The sequence below is a fragment of the Streptomyces sp. NPDC003247 genome (assembly GCF_042888135.1).
GTDB lineage: Bacteria > Actinomycetota > Actinomycetes > Streptomycetales > Streptomycetaceae > Streptomyces.
On record NZ_JBIAPF010000013.1, the window covers coordinates 208,921 to 234,707 of the forward strand.

The following is a 25,787-nucleotide window of genomic DNA, read 5'->3' on the forward strand; positions in this document are numbered from 1 at the left end:
GCACTCAGCCGGTCAACTCTCCGTCATTATCGAACGTTTATTCAATTAATCGGTCCGCTGTGATGACCGGGGGTGTTCTGCGGGTCGCGCGGAGCGCTCCGGGAGCGCGTGTGCCGCCAGCGGCTCAGCAGGCCCTCGGGCACTTCCTCCGCCGTGAGCGCGAAGACGAGGTGGTCGCGCCAGGCCCCGTCGATGTGGAGATAACGCGGCCGCAGCCCCTCCTCACGGAATCCGAGTTTCTCCACGACCCGTCGGCTCGGCCCGTTCTCGGGCCGAATGCAGACCTCGATGCGGTGCAGGCCGACGCTCCGGAAACAGTGGTCCACGGCGAGCGCCACGGCCGTCGGCATCACCCCGCGGCCGGCCACCGCCTCGTCCACCCAGTAGCCGACGTGTCCGGAGCACATGGAGCCCCAGGTGATCCCGGCGACCGTCAACTGCCCGACCAGCCGCCCCTGGTACTCGATGACGAACGGCAGCATGCGGCCCGCGTTCGCCTCGGCGCGCAGGTGCCGGACCATCTGGCGGTAGGTGGGCCGGTGCGCGATCGGCCCACTCGGCGCGGGCGGCGGGATGGTGGCCTCCCAGGGGCGCAGCCAGTCCCGGTTGCGCCGGTTGACCTCGCGCCACACCCGCTGGTCGCGCAGCTTTATCGGCCGCAGGACGACATCGCCCTCCGCGAGTTCGACGGGCCAGGACGGGCTGTTCAGCTCGCACCCCCAGTGCCGGCGCCGGGTCTGCGGTGGTCGCCGCCGCGGAGCTGGTCGACGGCGTGCCCCAGCAGGGGCTCCAGGACCGCCAGCCCGTCCTTCACCCCGCCGGTCGAACCCGGCAGGTTGACGATCAGCGTGCGGCCCGCCACTCCGGCCAGGCCCCGGGAGAGCGCCGCGGTCGGCACCTTCTCCCGGCCGAACGCCCGGATGGCCTCGGCGATGCCCGGCACCTCGTGGTCGATCACCCGGCGGGTGGCCTCCGGGGTGCGGTCGGTCGGCGAGATGCCGGTGCCGCCGGTGGTGACGACGACGTCGTACCCGTCGGCCACGGCGGCCCGCAGGGCGGCCTCGACGGGGTCCCCGTCCGGCACGACGCGGGGGCCGTCGACCGCGAACCCGGAGCGCGCCAGCCCGTCGGCGATCAGCGGGCCGCCCCTGTCCTCGTAGACACCGGCGGCGGCCCGGTTGGAGGCCGTCACGACCAGCGCGCGGTACGGCGCTCCGCCTCCCGAGGCGTCCTTCGTCATGACCGGCTCCAGTCGCCCGACTTGCCGCCCGTCTTCTCCTCGACGCGCACGTCCGTGATGACCGCCTTCTTGTCGACCGCCTTCACCATGTCGATCACGGTGAGCGCGGCGACGGAGACCGCGGTGAGCGCCTCCATCTCGACGCCCGTGCGGTCCGTCGTCTTCACGGTGGCGCTGATCTCCACGGCGTCGTCCGCGACCGACAGGTCCAGTTTCACACCGGACACCGCCAGGGGGTGGCACAGCGGAATCAGGTCGGGGGTGCGTTTGGCGCCCATGATGCCCGCGATCCGCGCGGTCGCCAGGGCGTCGCCCTTGGGGAGCCCCTCGCCGCGCAGCAGCTCGACCACGCGGGGCGAGACGAGGACGCGTCCGCTGGCACGCGCGGTGCGCGCGGTCACGTCCTTGCCGGATACGTCGACCATGCGGGCCGCGCCCGCCTCGTCGATGTGCGTCAGTCGGTCCTGCCTGCTCATGCCTGCTCGCGCTCCCGGTCCGGGCCCGGCGCGGTGCGCCGCTCGGGCCTGTTGTGCGCGACACGGTACCCCCAAGCGGAGGCGCCGAGCGGACCCGGCCCGTCCCGCGGACGGGCGGGCACGGGCACGGGCACCGCGAGGGCGGACGCACACGGGGGGCGGACGCACACGAGGGGGGCGGACGCACACGAGGGGGGCGGACGCACACGAGGGGGGCGGGGGCTGGGCCGGGCACGCGCGCAGGGACGGGGACGGGCACGCGCGAGGCCGGGCACGCGCGCGGGGACGGACGCACGTGCCGAGGCGGGCACGCGCGCGGCGGCTCAGCCGAGCAGGACGACCTCGACCTCGGTGCCCGGCTCGACGGACTCCACGTCCTCGGGGACGACGACCAGCGCGTCGGCGTGCGCGAGGGCGGCGACCAGGTGCGATCCGGAGCCGCCGACCGGGCGGACGGTGCCGTCGGCGTACCGGGCGCGCAGGAACTGTCTGCGCCCCTTCGGCGAGGTCAGCGCCCTGTCCGCGGTGAGCGTCGCGCGCGTGGTGGGCCGGTGGACGTCGTCCAGCCCCATCATGGTGCGGATCGCGGGCCGTACGAACAGCTCGAAGGAGACGTAGGACGACACGGGGTTGCCGGGCAGCGCCAGCAGCGGGGTGTGGTCGGGGCCGATGGAGCCGAAGCCCTGGGGCTTGCCGGGCTGCATGGCCAGCTTGCGGAAGTCGATGCCGCTGCCCGCCTCGTCCTCGTCGCCGACGTGCGACAGCGCTTCCTTGACGACGTCGTAGGCGCCGACGCTGACGCCGCCCGTGGTGACGACCAGGTCGGCGCGGACCAGCTGGTCCTCGATGGTGGAGCGCAGGGTGTCGGCGTCGTCGGCGACCGCGCCGACCCGGTAGGCGAGGGCGCCGGCGTCCCGCGCGGCCGCGGTGAGGGCGAAGCTGTTGGAGTCGTAGATCTGGCCGCTGCCCAGTTCCTCGCCGGGCTGGACGAGCTCGCTGCCGGTGGACAGCACGACCACGCGCGGGCGGGGACGGACCCGGACCGTGCCGCGGCCGATGGCGGCGAGCAGGGCGATCTGCGGGGGCCCGAGGACCGTGCCCGCCTCCAGGGCGCGGTCCCCGGCCTTCACGTCGCTGCCCCGCGCGCGTACGTGCGCGCGGGCCTCGGCGGGGCGGTACACGCGGACGTGGCCCGCTGCCTGGTCGGGGGCGAGGCTGCGGGCGCGCATCCCGTCGACGGGGCCCTCGCCGAGACCGCCGTCAGTCCACTCCACGGGGACGACGGTCTCGGCGCCCTTGGGCAGGGGGGCGCCGGTCATGATCCGGGCGGCCTGTCCGGGCCCCACGTGGAGCAGATCGGCCGCGTGGCCCGCCGCGACGTCCCCGACGACCTCCAGGGCCGCCGGGAACTCCTCGCTCGCGCCCGCGACGTCCGCGACCCGCACCGCGTAGCCGTCCATGGAGCTGTTGTCGAACGGCGGCAGCGAGACCTCCACCGTGACGTCCTCGACCAGGACGCAGCCCTGGGCGTCGGGCAGTTGCAGCTCGATGGGGTCCAGGGGGCGGACGGTGGCGAGGATGTCCTCCAGGTGCTCGTCCACCGACCACAGGTGGTCCTGGCCGACAGGGCGGGGCGCGGCGGTGCTCAACGTTGCTGCATCTCCTCGGTGACGTAACGGCGAAGCCAGGACCGGAAGTCCGGACCCAGGTCTTCACGTTCGCACGCGAGTCTGACAATGGCACGCAGATAGTCGCCCCGGTCGCCGGTGTCGTAGCGGCGGCCCTTGAAGCAGACGCCGTGCACCGGGCCGCCGACCTTCTCGTCCTGCGCGAGCTGCTGGAGGGCGTCGGTGAGCTGGATCTCGCCGCCCCGGCCGGGCTCGGTCTGGCGCAGGACCCCGAAGACGCTCGGGTCGAGGACGTAGCGTCCGATGATGGCGTAGTTCGACGGGGCGTCCGCCGGGTCCGGCTTCTCCACCAGCCCGGTCACCTTGACCACGTCGCCGTCGGGGGTGCTCTCGACGGCGGCGCAGCCGTAGAGGTGGATCTGCTCGGGGGCGACCTCCATGAGCGCGACGACGCTGCCGCCGTGCTGCTCCTGGACCTCGATCATCCGCCGCAGCAGGGGGTCGCGCGGGTCGATCAGGTCGTCGCCGAGCAGGACGGCGAACGGCTCCTGCCCGACGTGCGGGGCCGCGCACAGGACCGCGTGGCCGAGGCCCCTGGGGTCGCCCTGGCGCACGTAGTGCATGGTCGCGAGGTCGCTGGACTGCTGGACCTTGGCGAGGCGCTGGGCGTCGCCCTTCTTCTCCAGCGCCGACTCGAGTTCGTAGTTGCGGTCGAAGTGGTCCTCGAGGGGGCGCTTGTTGCGACCCGTGACCATGAGGACGTCGTCGAGTCCGGCGGAGACGGCCTCCTCGACCACGTACTGGATCGCGGGCTTGTCCACGACCGGCAGCATCTCCTTGGGAGTGGCCTTGGTCGCCGGCAGGAAGCGGGTGCCGAGTCCGGCCGCTGGGATGACAGCCTTGCTGATCCTGGGGTGCGACTGAGTCATGTCGGAACCTTATCCGGTGGGTTTGAGAGGAATCTGTAGCTCCTGTTAACTCATGATCATATGAGCGGATTGGAATGGTGCGGGAGCGACACATGAGCCATCTCAAAGACGGACCAGAGTCTGACAAACATATGTTGCGGCGAGAGCTCCTCGCAGTGAGAAACAGATTGACGACCGATGACGTGCGCGAGGCGGCCGCCGCCCTGGCCGAGCACGCCATGGAGCTGCCGGAGCTGGCCCGCGCGCGGACGGTGGCGGCCTACGTCTCCGTGGGGAGCGAGCCCGGAACGCTCGCGCTGCTGGACGCGCTGCACGCCCGGGGCGTGCGCGTCCTGCTCCCCGCGCTGCTGGCCGACAACGATCTCGACTGGGGTGCCTACGCCGGTGAGGGCTCCCTCGCGCGGGTGCAGCACGGCGGGCGGATGGCCCTCTTCGAACCCGTCGGCGAGCGCCTCGGACCCGACGCGGTGACGGACGCCGACGTGGTGCTGCTGCCGGGTCTCGCGGTCGACGGGCGGGGCATGCGGCTGGGGCGCGGCGGCGGCTCGTACGACCGGGTGCTGGCCCGGCTGGAAAACGCCGGTGCCCGTCCCGCCCGGGTGGTGCTCCTGTACGACGCCGAGGTCGTCGGGCACGTCCCCGAGGAGGCGCACGACCGTCCGGTGCACGCCGTGGTGACGCCTTCGGGGGTGCGCCGCCTCCCCTGAACGCCGCCTCGTCCGGACACCGCCCGTCCCGGCCACTGGCACAAGGCCTGCTGGAACGCGCGGGACCGGCAGGACCACCGCACGGACCGCCCGGGAACGCGGAAGGGCCCCTCCGCGCGCGCGTGGAGGGGCCCTTCCCGATCGATCAGCGACCGATGAACCGGTCGGCGGCCGATGAGCGACCGGTCGGCGGCCGGTCAGCCGTGGCTCACGGCTTGAGGACCAGGGTGTCGCTGGTGCTCTGGTCGACCGCCTTCGCCGAGAAGGACCAGTCGAGCAGTTCGCCGTTGGCCCACTTGGACGTCTGGTCGGTGTAGTGGGCGCTGAACGCGTGCCCGGAGGCACCGGTCAGGTTGATCCACTTCGACTTGTCCAGGTCGTCGAGGTTGACCACCATCCGCATCGACGGCACCCACACGACGTCGTAGCCGCCGGCGGCGTTCCAGCCGGTGGCGTCGACCGCCGCCTCGCCGCCGCCGAGCTTCCACGGACCACGGTTGAGGATGTACTGGAGGAAGCCGGGGCCGCTGGTGCCCAGGGTCTGGTTCTTCAGGAACAGGCGGTGCAGCCGGCCCCAGCTCCAGGTGTCGATGTCCTTGCCGAGCTTGGCGGTCAGCTCCCAGCGGGCGTCGATCATGGCCCGCGCGAACAGGTCGTCGCGGTTGTGGTCGGCGCCGGGGCGGGTGCCCGACTCGGGCGTCGTCCACCAGTCGCTGTCCTGCTTCTCCAGGAGGTTGCGCACGACCTCGAACCAGCGGTCGCCGCCGTCGGGCTGCGCCTGGTCGCCCTCGCGCTGACCGCACTCGCGGACCTTGCCGGTCTCGTCGACGGGCCCGGTGGTGTTGACCGGCTCGACCCACAGGCACTGGCCCTCGACCCGCAGCTCCTTGGGCAGCTTGTTGCCGAAGGCCAGCTTGAGGATGTTGCGCCACACCGCGTTGAAGTAGGCGGCCGCGGCCGAGTCGGCGTCCTGGGTGTAGTCCCAGCCGCGCAGCAGGTCCTGCGCCTCGCGGACGTCCGGGTCGTCCAGGTTGAGCTTCAGCAGCACGGGGACCAGCAGCCGCGCGATCTGGTTGTCGCTGTCCAGCTGCATCTGGCGCATGTCGTCCGTGGAGATCTTGCCGCCGCCCTTGATCTTCAGCTTGATCAGGTCGGTGATGCGCTGGCTGCGGGTGCCGTAGCCCCAGTCCGTGGTGAGCGTGTACGGGTAGTCGTCCGGGTCGACCACGGCCTGGTTGGCGGTGACGATGTAGCCGCGCGCGGGGTCGTACTCGTAGGGCAGCTCGTCGAAGGCGATGTAGCCGGTCCACTTGTACGAGGAGTCCCAGCCCGGGGACGGGATCGAGCCGTCCTGGCCCTTGGCCCGCGTGGGGATCCTGCCGGGCAGCTGGTAGCCGATGTGGTCGTCGGTGTCCGCGTAGATCAGGTTCTGCGACGGCACGTCGAAGTCCTCGGCGGCGGCACGGAAGTCGTCCCAGTCGGCCGCCTTGTTCATCTCGAAGACGGCGTCCATGGTGTTGCCCGCCTCCAGGGCGGTCCACTTCAGCGCCACCGCGTAGCCGTCACCGCGGTCGGGGGCGGCCTCGTCCTCGTCGACGGTCGCCTTCTTGCCGACCTTGACGAGCTCGTCGTCGCGGTCGGAGAGCAGCGGCATCCCGTCGGCGGTCTGCCGGACGACGATCTTCTTGGAGGTGCCGCCGGCGACCTTGATGGTCTCCTCGCGGGTGGTGAAGGGCCGCACCTTGTCGTCGTAGACGTAGCCGTCGCCGGAGAGCTTCTCCAGGTAGAGGTCGGTGACGTCGACGCCGGAGTTGGTCATGCCCCAGGAGATGTCCTGGTTGTGGCCGATTATCACGCCGGGCATGCCCGCGAAGGTGTAGCCGGTGACGTCGTACTGGCAGGTGCTGGAGACGGTGCGGCAGTGCAGGCCCATCTGGTACCAGACGGACGGCAGGGACGCCGACAGGTGCGGGTCGTTGGCCAGCAGCGGCTTGCCGGTGATCGTGTGCGCCCCGCCGACGACCCAGGAGTTCGAGCCGATGCCGTTGCCGTTCACGCCGACGGCCTCGGGCAGGTCGTCCAGGACGTCGTAGAGGCCCGAGAGCTGGCTCTGGAGGGCCGAGCCCTCGGTGTCCGTGGAGGTGCCCGAGGACGTGTCCGAAGCGGTCGTGGTGCCGGAGGTGTCACCCGTGGTGCCCTCGGTGGCGTCCTGCGTCCCGTCCGTGGAGGAGTCGTCGGAGCCGCTGCTCCCGTCCTGCTCGAACGCGCCGGTCAGTTCGTCGTACTGGCCCTCCTGGACGATCGCCTGGTTGCGGTCGTACGGGTACTCCGGGTACAGCTCGGCGATCTGCTGCGGGCCCAGCCGGCTGGTCAGCAGGGCGCGGTCGATCTCGTCCTGCATGTTGCCGCGCAGGTCCCAGGCCATCGCCTTCAGCCAGGAGACGGAGTCGACCGGCGTCCACTGCGCGGGCTGGTAGTCGTTGGTGAACCCGAGGGCCACGTACTCCAGGGAGATGTCCTCGGCGCCCTTGCCCGCGAGGTAGGCGTTGACCCCCTTGGCGTACGCCTGGAGGTACTTCTTGGTGGAGGGCGACAGCTTCTTCTCGTACTCCTCCTCGGCGACCCGGTCCCAGCCGAGGGTGCGCAGGAAGGCGTCGTTGTCGACCTGGCTCTTGCCGAACATCTCCGACAGGCGCCCGGACGTCATGTGCCGGCGCACGTCCATCTCGTAGAACCGGTCCTGCGCCTGGACGTAGCCCTGCGCCATGAACAGGTCCTCGTCGGAGGACGCGTAGATCTGCGGGATGCCGTAGCCGTCCCGCTTCACGTCGACCGGGCCGGAGAGGCCGTCGAGCGTGATCGAACCGGTGGTCTGGGGGAAGGAGGCGCGCACGGTACTGACGGACCAGTAGCCGCCGTAGGCGATGCCGCCGATGAGGGCCAGCACCAGCACGAGCACGATCAGACGGGCTTTGCGCCCCTTCTTCCTGCCGGACTTGCCGGGCTTGTCACCCGTTGTGGCGGTGGTGTTGGGGGGCATCGCTGTCCTTGCTGTCCTAACGCGAGCGGCAGGTCGGGCTGTGACTATGAATGAGCGCTGGAGCAACCATAGGCGCAGGGGTCCGCGCCACTTGACGCGGAGTCGGCAACGGGGACGGAAGAGCGTTCGATCACACCCCGGTCAGCGTCAAGAAATCGTCAAGAGTTAGGTAAGGTAACGAAGTAGTTGGGCCCGGAGCGCGCCGCTTCGTGTCCGATGTACCTGTGCACCCACGCGCGTGCCGCGCGCGCCAGGAAAGGGAACCGCCGCTGACTGTCCACCACCTCAACCAGCTCCTGCTCGTCTGCTCAGTCGTCCTGCTCGTCGCCGTCGCAGCGGTCCGGATCTCCTCGCGCAGCGGGCTCCCCAGCCTGCTCGTGTACCTGGGCATCGGCGTCTTCATGGGCCAGGACGGCCTCGGCAACATCCACTTCGACAACGCCGAACTCACTCAGATCATCGGCTACGCGGCCCTGGTCGTGATCCTCGCCGAGGGCGGTCTGGGCACGGCGTGGAAGGAGGTGAGACCGGCTCTCACGGCCGCTTCCGCGCTGGCGCTCGTCGGCGTCGCGGTGAGCGTCGGGGTCACGGCGGCGGGCGCGCACTACCTGACCGGGCTGGAGTGGCGGCAGGCGCTCATCATCGGGGCGGTGGTGTCCTCGACGGACGCGGCGGCGGTCTTCTCCGTCCTGCGCCGGATCCCGCTGCCCACGCGCGTGACGGGCATGCTGGAGGCCGAGTCGGGCTTCAACGACGCCCCGGTGGTCATCCTGGTCGTGGCCTTCTCCGCCGCGGGCCCCGTGGAGCACTGGTACGTGCTGGTCGGCGAGATAGCGCTGGAACTGCTCATCGGCGCCGCCATCGGCCTCGCCGTGGGCTGGGCGGGCTCCTGGGGCCTGCGCCACGTCGCCCTGCCCGCCTCCGGCCTCTACCCGATCGCCGTCATGGCGATCGCGGTCACGGCGTACGCGGCGGGCGCGCTGGCGCACGGCAGCGGCTTCCTGGGCGTGTACCTCGCGTCGATGGTCATGGGCAACGCCAAGCTGCCGCACTGGCCCGCCACCCGCGGCTTCGCCGAGGGGCTCGGCTGGATCGCCCAGATCGGCATGTTCGTCATCCTCGGCCTGCTGGTCACCCCGCACGAGCTGGGCGACGACGTGTGGCCGGCGCTCGTCATCGGCCTGGTGCTGACCATGGTGGCGCGCCCGCTGAGCGTGGTGCTGTGCCTCACGCCGTTCCGGGTGCCGTGGCAGGAGCAGACGCTGATGTCCTGGGCCGGGCTGCGCGGCGCCGTGCCGATCATCCTGGCCACCATCCCCATGGTGGAGGGCGTCGACGCCAGCCGCCGCATCTTCAACATCGTCTTCGTCCTGGTCGTCGTCTACACCCTGGTCCAGGGACCGACGCTGCCCTGGCTGGCCCGCAAGCTGCACCTCGGCGAGGAGGCCGAGGCGGCCGACCTCGGCATCGAGTCGGCGCCCCTGGAACGGCTGCGCGGACACCTGCTGTCCGTGGTGATCCCCAAGGGCTCCCGGATGCACGGCGTCGAGGTCAACGAGCTGCGGCTGCCCGCCGGGGCCGCCGTCACCCTCGTCGTGCGCGACGGCACCTCGTTCGTGCCGCTGCCGACGACGGTGCTGCGGCGCGGCGACGAACTCCTCGTCGTCGCCACCGACCCCGTCCGGGACGCGGCCGAACGCCGCCTGCGCGCGGTCGGACACGGCGGCAAGCTGGCCGGCTGGCTGGGGACGGGCGGCGGCAAGCGGTGAGCGGCCGGCGATGAGCGGTGAGCGGCCGGCGATGAGCGGCCGCTGGTGACGGTCGCCGGTGAGCGGCCGGCGGTGACGGTCGCCGGTGAGCGGCGAGGGGCTCGCGAGTCGGCAGCGGGCGCGTGCAGGGATGCATGGAGCATGGAGACATGGAGACATGGAGCATTACGTACAGGTTTCCTACCGTTCACACTCCGCTGATTCGTAAGGCGAAGGGCGTCATGGTGCCCGTCTTCACAGGTAGGGCAACCGGTGATCCCTGTACGATGAAGGCTCACCTTGATCGAACCAACTCTGCCTGACGCAGAGCTGGCGCGACCGTATGGCGGCCGGGACGCACCCCGCAGTGGGCGCCGGTATCTACCGCGTACGCGCAAGAGGACAGCTCTCGGCGCCCCCCGCACGGGCGCGCTACCAGGCGGCAGAAAGGCACGGGCCGTGGCGTCCACGGTCACCTCCGAGCCGTCGAAGCACTCGCCGGCCTCCGCCCGCCCGGAACAGCACCCGGAAAAGCGCCCGGAAGCCCGCCCCGGATACGGACAGCTGCTGCGCACCCGCGGCGCCTGGACGTTCCTGCTCCCCGGCTTCGCGGCACGCCAGCCGTTCGCGATGCTCACCCTCTCCATCGTGCTGCTCGTGCAGCACACCACCGGCTCGTACGGCGCCGCGGGCGCCGCCGCTGCCGTCACCGGCGTCTCCATGGCGCTGTGCGCGCCGTACGGCGGCCGTCTCGCCGACCGCTACGGGCAGCGCGCGGTCCTGATCCCCGGCGTCCTCGTGCACGCCCTGTCGGGGCTGACCCTCACGGCCCTCGCGCTGGCCCACGCGCCGCTGTGGGCGCTGTTCGCCGCGGCCGTGCCCACGGGCGCCTCGGTCCCGCAGATCGGCCCCATGGTGCGCGCCCGCTGGGGCGCGAAGCTGAAGGGCTCGCCCCTGATGACCACCGCGGCGGCCTTCGAGTCCGTCACGGACGAGTTCACCTTCGTCGTCGGCCCGCTGCTGGCGACCGCCCTGTGCACCGCCGTGAACCCGGCCGCCGGCCTGGTGACCGAGGCCTCGCTGACCCTGCTCGGCGGTCTGCTGTTCGCGGCCGGCAAGGGCACCCAGCCCCCGGCCGCCGCCGACGGGCACGCGCGCGTGGAGCACCCCTCCGCCCTGCGGGTCCCCGGCGTGCGCGTGCTGGCCGTGACCTTCCTCGGCATCGGTTCCGTCTTCGGCGGCATGCAGGTGTCGCTGGCCGCGTTCACCGAGTCGATCGGCGAGCCCGGCCTGAACGGCGTCCTGTACGGCACGTTCGCCGCCGGCAACATGCTCTCCGGCCTGGTCTGCGGCGCCGTCGCCTGGAAGGCCGCCCCGCACCACCGCCTCGTCGTCGGCTACGCCGCGCTGGCCCTGACCGCCTCCGGACTGTGGGCCGCGCACTCGGTGCTCGTCCTGGCCGGCCTCGGCTTCCTGGTCGGCATGTGCATCGCGCCCGCGCTGATCACCGGCTACACGCTGGTCGAGGGCCTGGTCCCGGCCGGGGCGCGCACCGAGGCGTTCACCTGGCTGACCGGCGCGGTGGCGCTCGGCCAGGCGGCGGCCGTCACGGTCGCCGGACAGCTGGAGGACCGCTTCTGGGCCGGTGCCGGGTTCCTGGTGCCGATGGGCGGCACCGTACTGGCCCTGGCCACCCTCGCGGCCCTGCGCTCCCGGCTCGTGGCACACCCCGGGGGACGTACCGTCGCACGTGGCGTCGGTCACCGCGTGCCGGTGGCAGTGGACTGACGCTCGGGAATACGTCAGTATGGATCGTCGTTAGCACTCATCGAGTGAGAGTGCCAGGAGGAAGACAGTGCCGACGTACCAGTACCAGTGCACCGAGTGCGGCGAGGGCCTCGAGGCGGTGCAGAAGTTCACCGACGACGCCCTGACCGAGTGCCCCAACTGCGGTGGCCGCCTCAAGAAGGTGTTCTCCGCCGTCGGCATCGTCTTCAAGGGCTCCGGCTTCTACCGCAACGACAGCCGCGGCTCCTCGTCGAGCAGCTCGCCGGCGTCGTCCAAGTCGTCGACGCCCTCGGCCTCGTCCGACGCGAAGTCGTCGTCCTCGTCCTCCTCGGACGCGAAGTCGTCGTCCTCCTCGGACTCCAAGTCGACGAGCGCCGGCTCGTCCGCCGGGACCTCCGCCGCCTAAGGGCCACATCTCGTCACCGGGACCCGGCCGTCGTACGACGACGGCCGGGTCTTCGGCGTTCCCTGAGACGGGTCCTCGGCGTTCCCGAAAGCCGGGTCCTCGGCGTTCCCGAAGCCGGGGACAGCGCGTGTTCGAATCCGGCTACTGTGCTGGTCATGGTGAACGCAGAGATCGGCGTAATCGGCGGTTCGGGCTTCTACTCGTTCCTCGACGACGTGACCGAGATCCAGGTCGAGACCCCCTACGGACCGCCCAGCGACTCCCTCTTCCTCGGCGAGATCGCCGGCCGGCGGGTCGCCTTCCTACCCCGGCACGGACGCGGCCACCATCTGCCGCCCCACCGGATCAACTACCGGGCCAACCTGTGGGCCCTGCGCTCGGTCGGCGTGCGCCAGGTCCTCGGCCCCTGCGCCGTGGGCGGTCTGCGCCCCGAGTACGGTCCCGGCACCCTGCTCGTCCCCGACCAGCTGGCCGACCGCACGAAGTCGCGGGCGGGGACGTACTTCGACGGGCTGCCGCTGCCCGACGGCTCGCTGCCCAACGTGGTCCACGTGTCGCTGGCCGACCCGTACTGCCCCGCCGGGCGCTCGGCGGCGCTGAAGGCGGCGCGCGGGCGGGACTGGGAGCCCGTGGACGGCGGGACGCTCGTCGTGATCGAGGGACCGCGGTTCTCGACCCGCGCCGAATCGCTGTGGCACCAGGCCCAGGGCTGGTCCGTGGTGGGCATGACGGGCCATCCGGAGGCCGCGCTCGCCCGTGAACTGGAGCTCTGCTACACGTCGTTGAACCTGGTCACCGACCTGGACGCGGGCGCCGAGACCGGCGAGGGCGTCTCCCACGAGGAAGTCCTTCAGGTGTTCGCGGCGAACGTGGACCGGCTGCGGGGCGTCCTGTTCGACGCGGTGGCCGCCCTGCCCGCCATGGACGAACGGGACTGCCTGTGCGCGAACGCCCTGGGCGGGATGGATCCGGGGTTCCCGCTGCCGTAGCGGGGGGGGGCTGCCAGCGGGAGCTGGCCGACGGGGGCCGGCTGGTGCGGGTAAGTCGGTGCAGGGCGGTCGGTGGGGGCGGCTGACGCGGGGCGGCGGCACGGAACTTCTCGTTCGGGTGAGGGAGTTTTCCACAGTCCGCCGGTGGTCCACCGTCTCCGGCGGGCGGCGCGGCGAGGGTCCATCGTGGTGCGCGAGCCGATACCGATCCCTCGGCCGATCCCTCGGCCGATTCCTCGTCGCAGGTGGTGACCCGACCATGTCCCTCTCCTCCTCTCCCACTGCTTCCTCCTCTCCCCCCTCCCCCTCTGCTTCCTCTTCTTCCTCCGTTTCCTCCGTTTCCTCCTCCGCTCCGTGCCCGCCGGGCGCGGAGGCTCCCGCCACGTGCGAGGTGCCACGGTTCGCCCCCGTGCGGGTGCGCGGCGGGCGGTACCGGCTGCGGAGCATCACCGGCAGCCGCCGGCGCGCCCTGGCGCTCGGCCTCGCCGTCACCGCCGCGGCGCTCGTGGCGGCGGTCCCGGGAGACGCCCACGACCGGGCGCGCGGGCACCCGGACCACCGGGACGCACCCGCCCGCGCACGACCGTCGGCGGACGGTCCCGTACGGCGTCGGCCCGCCGACGAGGTCGTCGAGGTGCCGGTGCGGATCGCCGACGCGGCCACCGTACGGCTGCTGCGCCCCGGTGACCGGGTCGACGTCATCGCCGCCGAGCGGGCGGCGACGGGCGGCGGGGTCCGGGAGGAGGCTCGGGTGGAGGCCCGGGTCGTCGCGCGCAGGGCGCTCGTGACGAGGGTGCCGGAGCCGGATGTCGCCGACGGCTCAGTGGCCGGAGCCGGTGCAGTCGACGAAGGCGGAGGCGGTGGCGGAGGCGGTGGCAGTGGCGGTGGCGGTGCGTTGGTCGTGCTGTCGGTTCCCCCGCCGACCGCGGCACGCCTGGTGGGGGCGGGGACGACGGCCGTCCTGGCGGTGACGCTGTGGTGAAACCGGTCGTGCGTATTCTGTGCGGATCTCCGTCAAGTCCCTCGTTCGAGCGACCTCATGGGACAGGCCCGCGATCGTCTGACGTAGGTTGCGGAGCTGTTTGTTTCACAACCCGTTCATGCGAGGAGTGTCCCCGAGGTGACCGAGAACAAGAAGGATCCCAGCGTCTGGCAGGGCTTCAAGGCCTTCCTGATGCGCGGGAACGTCGTCGATCTGGCAGTCGCGGTCGTGATCGGCGCGGCCTTCACGAACATCGTCAACTCGGTGGTGAAGGGGATCATCAACCCGCTCGTCGGCGCGTTCGGAACCAAGAACCTGGACAGCTACAGCTCCTGCCTCAAGGGTCCCTGCACCGGCACGGGCGACGCGGCGACGGGCGTGCGGATCCTGTGGGGCTCCGTCCTGGGCGCCACGCTCACCTTCCTGATCACCGCCGCGGTGGTCTACTTCCTGATGGTGCTGCCCATGGCGAAGTACCTGGCGCGGCAGGAAGCGCGCAGGAAGGCCCGGGAGGGCACGCACGAGGTCATCGAGGTGACCGAACTGGAGGTGCTCAAGGAGATCCGCGACGCGCTGGTCGCACAGCGGGGCTCGGGGCACAACCAGCCGTAGGGCTCGGGGCGCAACCGACCGCAACCGCCCGGCCGGGAGTTCGGCCGCAGGTCGGGGCGGCTGTTCGGTCGGGGGCTCGGTCCGAGGCCCGGTGGTGGGGACGGCGGTGGGCGCGGCTTCAGAGGTGGTGGGGCGGCTTCTCGTCGAGGAAGCGCTTGAGGTCGGCCGCGCTGTCCCCGCCGCCCGCCGGACGCTCGCCCCACCCGCGGTCCGTGTCGTCCGACGACTGCTGGTCCAGCGGGTCGTCGAAGACCAGCGCGGCCTTCGGCCCGTGCGGCGCGCGCGGCACCCTGGGCTCCTGCGGCTCATGCGACTCCTGCGGCTCCTGCGGCTCCTGCGGCTCCTGCGATCCAGCGGCGGGGGGCGTACTCATCCCTCAAGAGTACGGCCCCGAAGGCGCCCCGCACGGGGCCGGCCCGGCCGGGGCCCGGTCCCCGCACCCGGCGGCCACTGTCCACTGCCGCGCACTGTCTGACCTGGCAACTCCGTGCGCCCTCCGACAAGAATTACCCCCGGTTGTCTGCTGTGCTGGGACCCATGACGACCAGCTCTCCCCCACCGGCATCTCCCTCCGGCCCGCCCCACCACACCAGGCCCGTGCGCAGGCTGACCGCACGCGGGCGCGCCGAAGCCCACCGGGTCGCCTCGCCGCTCGAGCTGTTCTTCGACCTCTGCTTCGTCGTGGCGGTGGCCCAGGCGGGCGTCGAACTGGTCCACGCGATCGCGGAGTCCCACACGGGCGAGGGCATCGCCAACTACGCGATGATGTTCTTCGCCATCTGGTGGGCCTGGATGAACTTCACCTGGTTCGCCTCGGCCTACGACAACGACGACGTCCTGTACCGGATCGTCACCCTGATCCAGATCGCCGGCGTGCTCGTCCTCGCGGCGGGCGTGTCCCAGGCGTTCCAGGACCACGACTTCCTGGCCGTCTGGCTGGGCTACGTCATCATGCGGCTCGCCATGACCGCGCAGTGGCTGCGCGTCGCGGTGTCCGGCGAGGGCCCGGAGCGGACCATGGCGCTGCGGTACGCCGGTGGCGTGGTCCTCTGCCAGATCGGCTGGCTGGGGCTGTTGCTGCTGCCGGAGGCCGGCCGGCCCTGGCTGTTCCTGGGGATGGCCGTGCTGGAGATGTGCGTGCCGCTGTACGCCGAGAAGGACCATCCGACGGCCTGGCACCCGCACCACATCGCGGAGCGCTACGGGCTCTTCACGATCATCGTGCTCGGCGAGACGATCGCCGCGGCCACGGTCGCCGTGAAGTCGGGCATCGACGAGAGCCGGGCGCTCATCGAACTGCTGCCCATCGCCGCGGGCGGCCTGCTGATCATCTTCGCCGCCTGGTGGATCTACTTCCTGGTGCCGATCCACGGTCATCTGCGCTCCAGCAGGGAGGCGTTCGTGTGGGGCTACGGCCACTACGTCGTCTTCGCCTCGGCGGCCGCGATCGGCGCGGGCCTGGAGGTGGCGGTCGAGCAGGCGATCGGCAAGGCGCACATCCCGACGCTGGCCGCTTCGTCCGCGGTGACCCTGCCGACGGCGCTCTACCTGCTCACCGTGTGGGCGCTGCACGCGCGCCACTTCAAGGTGGGCCTCGCCCAGCAGCTCGTCCTGCCGATCACCGCGCTCCTCGTCATCTGCTGCACCTTCCTCGGCGAGTGGGCGGTCCTCGCGGCCGGCCTGGTGTCGGCGCTGGCCGTGGCGGTCGGCACCGTGCTGACGGCGCGCCGGGCGGCGCGCGGCAGCGCGCGGCGGGGCGCGTCCCCGGCATCGGGCGCGGCGGTGTGACACCACCCGCCGAACGCGGCCCGCCGGTCGGGCGACGCATCCGCCCGCGGGACGGACCGCTCCGGCGGCTCGACGAGACTGCTGCCATGACAGTTGACGCTCTGACGGACGTCCCCGGCCTGCGGGTGGGCCACGCGACACGCACCGGCGACGGGTGGCTCACCGGCACCACGGTCGTCCTCGCACCCGAGGGCGGGGCCGTCGCCGCCGTGGACGTGCGGGGCGGCGGCCCCGGGACGAAGGAGACCGACGCCCTCGACCCGCGCAACGTGGTGCAGCGGGTCGACGCGATCGTGCTGACCGGCGGCAGCGCCTACGGGCTCGACGCGGCGTCCGGGGTGATGGCCTGGCTGGAGGAGCGGGGCCGCGGAGTGCCCGTCGGGCCGGACCCCGCGCACGTCGTGCCCGTGGTGCCCGCCGCCTGCGTCTTCGACCTGGGGCGCGGCGGCGACTTCCGGGCCCGCCCGGACGCGGCCACCGGGCGGGCCGCGGTCGAGGCCGCCGCGGCGAGCGAGCCCGGCGCGATCGTGCCGGAGGGCTGCGTGGGCGCCGGCACGGGCGCCGCGGTCGGGGACCTGAAGGGCGGGGTCGGCACCGCCGGTGTCGTTCTCGACTCGGGGATCACCGTGGCCGCGCTGGTGGTGGCCAACGCGCTGGGGTCGGCCATGGACCCCGAAACGGGGGTGCTGTACGGGGAGCTGTTCCAGGGGCGGGGGCGGGTGGAGCACCCGGAGCCGCGCGTGCACGCCGCCGCGCGACGGCGCCTCGCGGAGAGCGCGGCGAAGAACGCCCCCACCCCCCTCAACACGACGCTGGCGGTGGTCGCCACCGACGCCGCCCTGACGAAGGCCCAGGCGCAGAAGCTGGCGGGCACGGCACACGACGGCATCGCGCGCGCGGTGCGGCCGGTGCACCTGCTGAACGACGGGGACACGGTCTTCGCACTGGCCACGGGCGCACGCCCGCTCGTCCCCGACCATCCGCTCGCGCTGAACGACGTCCTCGCGGCCGGCGCGGACGTGGTGACCCGGGCGATCGTGCGGGCGGTGAGGTCGGCGCAGTCGGTGCAGGCGGCAGGGGGGATGTGGCTGGGCTACGAGGAGTTGTACGGAGAACGGGAGCGTCGGCGGGAACGGGAGCGGTAGCGGTGGCGGATCACTGGGGCGAGTGGAGCGCGAGGGGGGCGCATCCTGCCGGAATGCGCCCCCGTTTTCGGCGGAACTCGGCTCTGACCGGCGCTTTCTGACAGATCATCGGGCTGTGCGGGAACTTATCGCGCGGCTCCGGCGTTTTCCCGGCGTACGTTTTCTCGGTTCCCGGACATGATGTCCGGCCGAGGGGCTACGGTATGCACCCACAAGGTGACATGCAGCAACGCCGGGAGAAACCTTGAGCGTTCCGTACGAGACGGCAGCGCACGAACCAGCCGAGTCGCCCGAGACTCCGGAGGAGCACCTCGCGCGGCTCCTCGGTCGCGCCCTGAACTCGTTCGAGCTGCCCGACGACACGATAAGGCGGCTCGACTGCGCGCTCGCGCACGACAGCTCGCTGCACTCCGCGCACCACAGCGCGGGGCTGCACCGCGAGACGTACCGGCACACCTGGCTGCTGGCCGACGGCTCCGCGCTCACGCTGTGGGAACTCGTCCACAACCCCGAGCCGGGCAGCGAGCCGCAGCACGAGGTGTACGTCGACGAGGAGGAGGTACTGACCGCCACGGCGCGGCTTCCGCTGCAGCCGGACACGCCCGAGTTCGAGCTGCCGGTGCTGGTGCAGCTGCCGCCGATCCCCGCGCCCCGGCATGTGTACGTGCCGGACGATTCCGCGGACCACGCGCGCCGTCTGCTGCGCCGGGCGGAGAACACCGACCGGCCCGGCGCGGACATCGCAGCGCTGCTGAGGACGGCGTTCGCCCACCAGATCACGCAGGCCTTCGGGCGCCCCTGCCGGGCCGGGCGGATCGGTCTGGGCTTCGCGCTCTACGAGCACGCGTTCCTGCTCCACGACGGCCGGGAGCTGTCCCTGTGGGAGGTCGAGCACACGGCGACGCCCGACGGGCGGCACATGTGCGAGGTGTACCCGTCGGAGGCGGCTGCGCGGGAGGCGATGGAGCGGCGGGCGGCACAGGTCTCCTGACCCGCGCGACCTCACGTCCCTGCCCGGGCGCCCGGGTCACCGCCCGTGCGCCCGGGGTGCCACTCGCGCGCTCGCCGGCGCGCCGAGACGAGCGCGGCCGGTCCTGACGCCGACGCTCAGTCTCCGTCGTCGAGTCGCCGTACGAGGTCCGTGAAGGCGGCCTGCTCCGCCGGGGTCAGCGGCACGGCCTCCGAGGGCGGTCCGATCCGGTGCTGGCCCGGGAGGGCGGGGAGGGAACGAGGGGTCCCGGGGGCGTCCTGCCGTGCGGGACGCTCACCGAAGGCGGGGCGCAGATCGGTCACCCGAGCCTCCCTGCCTTCCCCAGTCTCCCCCGCCTCTCCTGCCTCTCCTGCCTCTTCTGCTTCATGAGGGGGCGAGGCGGGCGCTTCCGCGCTCCGTGAGCGCCCCCCTGAACGGCGTACGGCCTTGCCCGGGCCCGGCACGCCCGCGCCACGGCTGCCGCGGCGCAGGACGCGGGCCAGGCCGGCCAACCCTGCGGCGCAGGCCAGAACGAGAACGGCCGCGCGCGCCGGCCGGGGCATCGAGGGGTGCTCAGGCATGCCGAACAGTAGACCTCAAGATCCGGATATTCGGCTCCGACCGTGATGTATCTCGCAGGTGGCGCAGGTCGCACCAATACCGCAGAGAGCGACGAGCGGCCGGTCGCGGCCCCGTCCTTCGGGGGCTGCGACCGGCCGCTCCGGCGGCGGGCGTCCGCTACGCCGCCACCGGCTGCTTCTTCCCCGCCGCCGGGCCGGCCGGGCGGCTCTCCGCGCCGGGGGCCGCGGCGTCGGCGACCGGCTTGCGCAGGCCCTTGAGGACGACGACCAGGGCCGCCGTCACACACACGCCCGCCGCGATCGCCACCAGGTAGAGCAGCGGGTTGCCGATCAGCGGGACCACGAAGATGCCGCCGTGCGGGGCGCGCAGGGTCGCGCCGAAGGCCATCGACAGGGCGCCGGTGACCGCGCCGCCCACCATCGAGGCGGGGATCACGCGGATCGGGTCGGCCGCGGCGAACGGGATGGCGCCCTCGGAGATGAAGGAGGCGCCCAGGACCCAGGCGGCCTTGCCGTTCTCGCGCTCGGTGCGGGTGAAGAGCCTGCCGCGCACGGTGGTGGCGAGGGCCATCGCCAGCGGCGGGACCATGCCGGCCGCCATGACCGCGGCCATGACCTTCATCGCGGAGTCGCTCGGGTCGGCGACGGCGATGCCGGCGGTGGCGAAGGCGTAGGCCACCTTGTTGACGGGGCCGCCGAGGTCGAAGCACATCATCAGGCCGAGCAGGGCGCCGAGGAGGACGGCGTTGGCGCCGGTGAGGCCGGCCAGCCAGTCGGTCATGGCCTTCTGCGCCGCGGCGATGGGCTTGCCGATGACGACGAACATCAGGAATCCGACGATCGCCGAGGAGATCAGCGGGATCACCACCACCGGCATGATGCCGCGCAGCACCGGCGGGATGCTGATCCTCTGGATCGCCATCACCACCGCTCCGGCGATCAGACCGGCCGCCAGACCGCCGAGGAAGCCGGCGTTGACGGTGAGCGAGATCGCGCCGCCGACGAAGCCGGGCACCAGGCCGGGCCGGTCGGCCATGCCGTAGGCGATGTACCCGGCCAGGACCGGGACGAGGAAGCCGAAGGCGACGCCGCCGATCTGGAAGAGCAGGGCGCCCCAGCTGTCGGCCTGCGTCCACACGAAGTGGTCCATGACGGACGGCGCCTCGTTGATGTCGTAGCCGCCGATCGCGAAGCCGAGGGCGATGAGGAGACCGCCGGCGGCGACGAACGGGACCATGTAGCTGACGCCGGACATCAGCCACTTGCGGAGCTTGGTGCCGTAGCCCTCGGTGGAGTCGCCGGCCCGTTCGACCGGGGTGCCCGCGCCCGCGGGAGCGCCCGACGTCACCTCGCCGCGCTCGGCCTTGCCGCGCACCTCGGCGAGGAGTTCGGCGGGACGGTTGATGCCGGCCTTCACCCCGACGTCGACGGTGGGCTTCCCGGCGAAGCGGTCCTTGTCGCGTACGGGGACGTCATGGGCGAAGATCACGCCGTCCGCCGCCTCGATGACGGCCGGGTCGAGCCGGGCGAAACCCGCCGAACCCTGGGTCTCCACGGCCACCTCGACGCCCGCCTCGCGCCCGGCGTTCTCCAGGGACTCGGCCGCCATGTAGGTGTGCGCGATGCCGGTCGGGCAGGAGGTGACGGCGACGACACGGAAGGGACGCCGCTCGCCCTCGCCTCCCTCGGCCCCTTCGGATCCCTCGGCAGGCGTCGCGGGGGTCGCAGGGGCCGCAGGGGCCGCAGGGGTGGTGTCCGTGGCTCGGGGGGTGCCCGTGGCGCCGTCGGCGGAGGCCGCCACCGGCGGCGCCACGGAGTCGGTGGGGGCCGCGGAGCCCGCCGGCCGCGGGGAGTCCGCGCCGTCCGAGGGCGCGGTGTCCGAGGGCGCGGTGTCCGAGGCGGTCGGGCCGGCTTCGGCAGGGGTCCCGGCGGCAGCGGGGACCTCGTCCCCGCGGATCAGCGCCGCCGCGGCCGCCGTGTCGTCCACCGCCCGCAGTGCGTCGGTGAACTCGGCGTTCATCAGCTGCCGGGCGAGTGACGACAGGATCGTCAGGTGGGCGTCGTCGGCGCCGGCGGGAGCGGCGATCAGGAAGATCAGGTCGGCGGGGCCGTCCGGGGCGCCGAAGTCGACGCCCGCGGCGCTGCGCCCGAAGGCGAGCGTCGGCTCGGTGACGTGGACGCTGCGGCAGTGCGGGATGCCGATGCCGCCGTCGAGGCCGGTCGGCATCTGCGCCTCACGGGCGGCGACGTCGGCGAGGAAGCCCTCCAGGTCGGTCACCCGGCCCCGGGCCAGCATGCGCTCCGCGAGGGACCGCGCCGCCGCTTCCTTGGTGTCGGCGGACAGGTCGAGGTCGACCAGATCCGCGGTGATCATGTCACTCATCGCGGGCTCCTTCGCACGCGTATCGCCCGGAATGTGGGGTGGGCGGGGGAGGGAGAGGGGACGGGGGTGCAGCGGGGGGCTGCCGGAGCGGTGGGATCGGTGGAGGTGGTCGGCGCGCCGGGGAGCACGGGGGTGACAGGAAATGCCGGGGTCACGGGGAGTGCGGGGTGTTCGAGGAACACAGGGGCTACGGGGTGTTCGGGGCGCACGAGGGGTGTCATGACGCCGGCTCCTTCAGTTCGCGGTCCACGGGGACGCGGTCGGTGACGGTCACCGCGGCCGGGTCCAGGTCGGCCGGGGTCGGCATCACGCTGCCGGGCAACTGGACGGCGGCCGCGCCGTGCGCGACGGCGGAGGCGAGGGCCTCGGGGCCGCCGCCGCCGGCGACGAGGAACCCGGCGAGGGAGGCGTCGCCCGCCCCCACGTTGCTGCGGACGGTGTCGACGCGTGCGGAGGCGAACCACGTACCGGCGTCCGACACGAGGAGCTGGCCGTCGGCGCCCAGGCTCGCGAGCACGGCACGCGCCCCCATACCGCGCAGTTCCTCGGCCGCCTTCACCGCGTCGCCCACGGTCGTCAGGGGGCGCCCGACGGCCTCGGCGAGTTCCTCGGCGTTCGGCTTCACGACGTCGGGCCGCTCGGGCAGTGCCTCCAGCAGCGCGCGCCCCGAGGTGTCCAGTGCGATGCGCGCGCCGCCGGCGTGCGCCCGCGCGACCACATCGGCGTACCAGGACGGCGCGAGCCCGCGCGGGAGGCTGCCGCAGCACGCGATCCAGTCCGCGTCGCGCGACTGCTCGCGCACCGTCTCCAGCAGCAGTTCCTGCTCGGCGGCGGTCAGTTCCGGACCCGGCGCGTTGATCTTCGTGAGGACGCCGTCGGGTTCGGCGAGGGCGATGTTCGAGCGGGTGGCTCCGGCGACCGGCACCGGCGCGACCTCGATGCCCTGGGCGTCGAGCAGGTCGGCGACGAGCGCGCCCGGCGCACCGCCCAGGGGCAGGACGGCGACCGTGCGCCGCCCCGCCGCGGCGACGGCACGCGAGACGTTGACGCCCTTGCCGCCGGGGTCCATGCGTTCGCCGCCGGCGCGGATGACCTCGCCGCGTTCCAGCGACGGGACCTCGTAGGTGCGGTCGAGGGAGGGGTTGGGGGTGACGGTGAGGATCATGCGCGTACTACTTCCGTGCCGCCGCGCTCGATGGCGGCCGCGTCGTCGGGGCTCAGCCCGCTGTCGGTGATCAGCAGGTCCACGTCGCTCAGGTCGCCGAAGCGGGCGAAGTGTTCCTGGCCGTGCTTGGAGGAGTCGGCGAGCAGCACCACACGGCGGGCGGCGGCCATCGCCGCGCGCTTGACCGCGGCCTCGGCGAGGTCGGGTGTGGTCAGTCCGTGTCCGGTGGAGAACCCGTTGGCCGCGACGAAGAGGACGTCGGCGCGGATCTCGCCGTAGGCACGCAGCGCCCAGGCGTCCACGGCGGCGCGGGTGCGGTGGCGTACCCGTCCCCCGACGAGGTGGAGCTGCATGCCGGGGTGGTCGGCCAGGCGGGCGGCGATGGGCAGGGAGTGCGTGACGGCGGTGAGCGAGGCCTCCAGGGGGATCGCGGCGGCGAGCCGGGCGACCGTCGTTCCGGCGTCGAGGATCAGCGTGCCCTCGGTCGGCAGCTCGGTGAGGGCCGCCTTGGCGATGCGGTCCTTCTCGTCGGCGGAGGTGCTCTCGCGTTCGGTGAGGTCCGGCTCGAAGTCGAGGCGTCCGACCGGTATGGCACCGCCGTGCACCCGTCGGACGAGTCCGGCGCGGTCGAGGGCCTTCAGGTCGCGGCGGATGGTCTCCGCGGTGACCTGGAACTCCTCGGCCAGCGACAGGACGTCCACCCGGCCGCCGTCACGGGCGAGCCGCAGGATCTCCTGCTGCCGCTCCGGTGCGTACATGTCCGTTCGCCTCCGACTTCCGCCCGGCCGATGTCCGTCCGGGCATCCGGCCCACCCTCGACCGACCCTCGCCCGACATCCAACCTGTCCGACCTGTCCGGCTTTACGCCTGAACCTGTGGTTTCTCCTCAGAGACTACGCACCGATGTCCGAGAAGTAAACAGGTTCGGGCCCCATTCGGGCATGAACGGACTTCCAGCCCGAGCCCGGGTCCCCCTCGCGCCAGGAACGCGATAGGTCAGAACACGTCCTAGTGGTGCGGAATCCTCGACCACATGACGACGGACACTCCGGCACGGCTGTTGCAGCTCCTCTCCCTGCTCCAGACACCGCGCGAATGGCCCGGCGGCGAACTCGCCGACCGGCTCGGGGTGTCGCGCCGCACGGTCCGCCGGGACATCGACCGCCTGCGCGAGCTGGGCTATCCCGTGCAGGCGAGCAAGGGCTCGGACGGTGGGTACCGGCTGGTCGCGGGCAAGGCCCTGCCACCGCTCGCCCTCGACGACGAGGAGGCGGTGGCGATCGCGGTCGGCCTGCGGGCGGGCGCCGGACACGCCCTGGAGGGCGTCGACGAGGCGTCGGTGCGCGCGCTGGCGAAACTGGAACAGGTGCTGCCGTCCCGGCTACGGCACCGGGTCTCCACCCTTCAGGCCGCGACCACCCCCCTGACCGGCGGGGACGGGGCGAGCATCGCACCCGAGACGCTGACCGTGATGGCGTCGACGGTGGCCGGGCGGGAGCGGCTGCGGTTCGCCTACCGCGCGAAGGACGGCACCCGGTCCCGCCGGCTGACCGAGCCGTACCGCCTGGTGTCCACGGGACGGCGGTGGTACCTGGTCGCCTACGACCTCGAACGGCAGGACTGGCGGACGTTCCGCGTCGACCGGGTGAGCGAGCCCTTCGCCACCGGAGCCCGTTTCGCACCGCGGGAGGTCCCGGAGGGGGACGCGGCGGAATACCTGCGGCACTCCATCCGGCGGCAGCAGGAGACGTACGCGTTCGAGGTCTCGTTCGCGGCACCCGCGGAGGTCGTGGCGGGCCGGCTGCCCACGTGGTACGGGCAGCCGGTGGCGGAGGAGGGCGGCGCGGGCGGCTGTTCGCTGCGCGGGGTCACCGGTGACCCGGTGGAGTGGCTGGCGGTGCGGCTGGCGATGGTGGGCTGCGAGTTCTCGGTCCGCGCGCCGGATGAGCTGGTGGACTGCGTACGGGCGTGGGGCGAGCGCCTGACGAGGGCGGCGGGGGGCCCGCCGGCCAGCTCACCGGTCTCCTCACCGGCCACACCCCTGACCACACCGGTCACAGCGAACCCTGGCTCCCCTGGCTCCCCTTGAGTCACCGCTCACGCCTCACGCCTCACGCCTCACGCCTCACAGCTCGCTCCTCTCCCCCTCCCCTTCCTCCCACCGGACCCCCCGCAGCACAGCCAGGTTGCGCAACGCCAGTTCCGTCGGCCCTTCCGGGCCGTCCGCCGGGCCGTCCGCCATGGCCCAGCTCTCCACGGCGACCCTGACGGCCGCGCTCGCGACCGCGGCGGTGAAGCGCCGGTGGGGGGTGGTGGGGGCGTCGGCGACGTTGTCGTCCGGGTGGGGACGGGAGGCACGCTCGGCCAGGATCTCCGCGAGCGCCCCTTCCGACGTGTGGCACACCTCGGCCCAGACCTTGCCCAGGGCCGGGCTGCTCGTCGCCAGGCGGATCAGGGTGCGGACCCACTCCCAGGAGGCCGACGAGACACCGGCGCCGGGCGTCAACGTGTGCCGTACGGCGTGTTCCAGGGCCGCCGGCAGCGGCAGGTCCGCCGGCGCCTCGCGCACCGCCTCCGTCCAGCGCTGGGCGCCCGCCGCGTAGAGGGGCGCGACGGACTCCTCCTTGGTCGCGAAGTACCGGTAGAAGGTGCGCGGGGCGACACCCGCGGCCTGGGCGATGTCCTCCGCACGGGTGGCTTTCAGTCCTCGGCTCACGAACAGGCCGGCGGCCGCCCGGGCGATCTCCAGCCGGGTCGCCGCCTTGCGCCGCTCGGTCAGCGAGGTGGGCGCCGGGGGAGTTCCGCGGACCGATCCGGCGGACGTTCCGGGGATGATCCCGAGCACATCGTTGGGGATGATCCCGAGCACATCGTTGGGGATGGTCCCGGAGACAGCGCCGGGGATGGCTCCGGTGATTCTTGCGGGGCGGGGCGGCGGTGCGGGGGTGGAGCTGATCACCTCGGCAGGCTATGCCCATGTGACACAATCTGCCATCCGGGCGGGCCACCCCGGGGTTCAGGTACGGGGTGCCCCGCCCCCTCGACATGCCCGCAGCCCACGGAAGGAGCCGGGCCCCGGCGCCAGGGGGGATGGGCGCCGAAGCCCGGCTCGGGGAGAGTCCCGGCGCCGGGGGGAGTGCGTCGGGACTTGGCTCAGGGTCGACTCAGGGTCGACCGGAGTGGCTCGCGGTGTGACGGAGCGATTCCCGG

General features: G+C 72.8%; 23 protein-coding genes. 11 read left to right on the plus strand and 12 right to left on the minus strand.

Annotated elements, in window-relative coordinates:
* Window positions 1-41 precede the first annotated feature (41 nt).
* From ACFYWQ_RS35305 to galU, 5 genes are all read right to left on the minus strand, one after another.
* Window positions 42-710: a GNAT family N-acetyltransferase gene (locus tag ACFYWQ_RS35305; protein WP_389522402.1), complete on the minus strand. Its 669-nt coding sequence runs from the start codon at window positions 708-710 to the stop codon at window positions 42-44.
* A complete protein-coding gene (locus ACFYWQ_RS35310; protein ID WP_389522345.1) occupies window positions 707-1,240 on the minus strand; it encodes a molybdenum cofactor biosynthesis protein B in 534 nt (177 codons plus the stop codon). The genes ACFYWQ_RS35305 and ACFYWQ_RS35310 overlap by 4 nt, the downstream gene beginning before the upstream one ends.
* Entirely contained in the window at window positions 1,237-1,716 is a 480-nt protein-coding gene (gene moaC, locus ACFYWQ_RS35315; protein ID WP_389522347.1) for a cyclic pyranopterin monophosphate synthase MoaC, read from the minus strand. Before moaC ends, ACFYWQ_RS35310 begins: the two co-directional genes overlap by 4 nt.
* 323 nt (window positions 1,717-2,039) lie before the next feature.
* Complete coding sequence (gene glp, locus ACFYWQ_RS35320) at window positions 2,040-3,365, minus strand: gephyrin-like molybdotransferase Glp (protein ID WP_389522348.1); 1,326 nt, start codon at window positions 3,363-3,365, stop codon at window positions 2,040-2,042.
* Window positions 3,362-4,273, minus strand: coding sequence for a UTP--glucose-1-phosphate uridylyltransferase GalU (gene galU / locus ACFYWQ_RS35325; protein WP_389522349.1), 912 nt, complete (start codon window positions 4,271-4,273; stop codon window positions 3,362-3,364). The genes glp and galU overlap by 4 nt, the downstream gene beginning before the upstream one ends.
* 92 nt (window positions 4,274-4,365) lie before the next feature.
* On the opposite strand from galU, the gene ACFYWQ_RS35330 reads away from it, so the two are divergent.
* On the plus strand, window positions 4,366-4,980 hold the full coding sequence (locus tag ACFYWQ_RS35330; protein ID WP_389522351.1) for a 5-formyltetrahydrofolate cyclo-ligase: 615 nt from the start codon (window positions 4,366-4,368) through the stop codon (window positions 4,978-4,980).
* Between the two features lie 208 nt (window positions 4,981-5,188).
* On the opposite strand, the gene ACFYWQ_RS35335 is transcribed toward ACFYWQ_RS35330, so the two are convergent.
* Window positions 5,189-8,020, minus strand: a complete 2,832-nt coding sequence (locus tag ACFYWQ_RS35335) for a penicillin acylase family protein (RefSeq protein WP_389522353.1) — start codon at window positions 8,018-8,020, stop codon at window positions 5,189-5,191.
* Window positions 8,021-8,244: 224 nt separating this feature from the next.
* On the opposite strand from ACFYWQ_RS35335, the gene ACFYWQ_RS35340 reads away from it, so the two are divergent.
* The 6 genes from ACFYWQ_RS35340 (at window position 8,245) to ACFYWQ_RS35365 (ending at window position 14,545) form a co-directional block, all read left to right on the plus strand.
* Window positions 8,245-9,789, plus strand: coding sequence for a potassium/proton antiporter (locus ACFYWQ_RS35340; RefSeq protein WP_389522355.1), 1,545 nt, complete (start codon window positions 8,245-8,247; stop codon window positions 9,787-9,789).
* Window positions 9,790-10,227: 438 nt separating this feature from the next.
* Window positions 10,228-11,556, plus strand: a complete 1,329-nt coding sequence (locus ACFYWQ_RS35345; protein ID WP_389522356.1) for an MFS transporter — start codon at window positions 10,228-10,230, stop codon at window positions 11,554-11,556.
* Window positions 11,557-11,623: 67 nt separating this feature from the next.
* Complete coding sequence (locus tag ACFYWQ_RS35350; protein ID WP_389522358.1) at window positions 11,624-11,962, plus strand: FmdB family zinc ribbon protein; 339 nt, start codon at window positions 11,624-11,626, stop codon at window positions 11,960-11,962.
* 155 nt (window positions 11,963-12,117) lie between these two features.
* The gene (locus ACFYWQ_RS35355) at window positions 12,118-12,951 is read left to right on the plus strand and encodes an S-methyl-5'-thioadenosine phosphorylase (protein ID WP_389522360.1); all 834 of its coding nucleotides are present in this window, start codon (window positions 12,118-12,120) and stop codon (window positions 12,949-12,951) included.
* 259 nt (window positions 12,952-13,210) lie between these two features.
* On the plus strand, window positions 13,211-13,933 hold the full coding sequence (locus ACFYWQ_RS35360) for a hypothetical protein (protein WP_389522362.1): 723 nt from the start codon (window positions 13,211-13,213) through the stop codon (window positions 13,931-13,933).
* A gap of 192 nt (window positions 13,934-14,125) precedes the next feature.
* Complete coding sequence (locus ACFYWQ_RS35365) at window positions 14,126-14,545, plus strand: MscL family protein (RefSeq protein ID WP_389522404.1); 420 nt, start codon at window positions 14,126-14,128, stop codon at window positions 14,543-14,545.
* Window positions 14,546-14,663: 118 nt separating this feature from the next.
* Here ACFYWQ_RS35365 and ACFYWQ_RS35370 read toward each other — a convergent pair whose 3' ends face one another.
* Window positions 14,664-14,918: a hypothetical protein gene (locus ACFYWQ_RS35370; protein ID WP_389522363.1), complete on the minus strand. Its 255-nt coding sequence runs from the start codon at window positions 14,916-14,918 to the stop codon at window positions 14,664-14,666.
* 164 nt (window positions 14,919-15,082) lie between these two features.
* Here ACFYWQ_RS35370 and ACFYWQ_RS35375 point away from each other — a divergent pair, with 164 nt between their 5' ends.
* The 3 genes from ACFYWQ_RS35375 to ACFYWQ_RS35385 all read left to right on the plus strand — a co-directional run bounded on the left by ACFYWQ_RS35375 (window position 15,083) and on the right by ACFYWQ_RS35385 (window position 18,469).
* Window positions 15,083-16,333 carry a low temperature requirement protein A gene (locus ACFYWQ_RS35375; RefSeq protein WP_389522364.1) on the plus strand — a complete coding sequence of 417 codons (1,251 nt, stop codon included), beginning with the start codon at window positions 15,083-15,085 and terminating at the stop codon, window positions 16,331-16,333.
* A gap of 86 nt (window positions 16,334-16,419) precedes the next feature.
* The gene (locus tag ACFYWQ_RS35380; protein ID WP_389522365.1) at window positions 16,420-17,478 is read left to right on the plus strand and encodes a P1 family peptidase; all 1,059 of its coding nucleotides are present in this window, start codon (window positions 16,420-16,422) and stop codon (window positions 17,476-17,478) included.
* Window positions 17,479-17,722: 244 nt separating this feature from the next.
* Window positions 17,723-18,469, plus strand: a complete 747-nt coding sequence (locus tag ACFYWQ_RS35385; RefSeq protein WP_389522367.1) for a DUF6227 family protein — start codon at window positions 17,723-17,725, stop codon at window positions 18,467-18,469.
* Window positions 18,470-18,585: 116 nt separating this feature from the next.
* Here ACFYWQ_RS35385 and ACFYWQ_RS35390 read toward each other — a convergent pair whose 3' ends face one another.
* The 4 genes from ACFYWQ_RS35390 to ACFYWQ_RS35405 all read right to left on the minus strand — a co-directional run bounded on the left by ACFYWQ_RS35390 (window position 18,586) and on the right by ACFYWQ_RS35405 (window position 23,335).
* Window positions 18,586-18,771 (minus strand): hypothetical protein, encoded by a 186-nt coding sequence (locus ACFYWQ_RS35390; protein WP_389522369.1) that lies wholly within the window; start codon window positions 18,769-18,771, stop codon window positions 18,586-18,588.
* A 415-nt stretch (window positions 18,772-19,186) separates the two neighbouring features.
* Window positions 19,187-21,412 carry a fructose-specific PTS transporter subunit EIIC gene (locus ACFYWQ_RS35395; RefSeq protein ID WP_389522371.1) on the minus strand — a complete coding sequence of 742 codons (2,226 nt, stop codon included), beginning with the start codon at window positions 21,410-21,412 and terminating at the stop codon, window positions 19,187-19,189.
* 217 nt (window positions 21,413-21,629) lie between these two features.
* A complete protein-coding gene (gene pfkB / locus ACFYWQ_RS35400) occupies window positions 21,630-22,577 on the minus strand; it encodes a 1-phosphofructokinase (RefSeq protein WP_389522373.1) in 948 nt (315 codons plus the stop codon).
* A complete protein-coding gene (locus ACFYWQ_RS35405; RefSeq protein ID WP_389522374.1) occupies window positions 22,574-23,335 on the minus strand; it encodes a DeoR/GlpR family DNA-binding transcription regulator in 762 nt (253 codons plus the stop codon). Before ACFYWQ_RS35405 ends, pfkB begins: the two co-directional genes overlap by 4 nt.
* Window positions 23,336-23,610: 275 nt before the next feature.
* Between ACFYWQ_RS35405 and ACFYWQ_RS35410 the strand changes: the two genes are divergently transcribed.
* Window positions 23,611-24,666: a helix-turn-helix transcriptional regulator gene (locus ACFYWQ_RS35410; RefSeq protein ID WP_389522376.1), complete on the plus strand. Its 1,056-nt coding sequence runs from the start codon at window positions 23,611-23,613 to the stop codon at window positions 24,664-24,666.
* Window positions 24,667-24,702: 36 nt separating this feature from the next.
* Here the strand turns inward: ACFYWQ_RS35410 and ACFYWQ_RS35415 are convergent, their stop codons facing one another.
* Entirely contained in the window at window positions 24,703-25,356 is a 654-nt protein-coding gene (locus tag ACFYWQ_RS35415) for a TetR/AcrR family transcriptional regulator (protein ID WP_389522406.1), read from the minus strand.
* Between the last annotated feature and the right edge of the window lie 431 nt (window positions 25,357-25,787).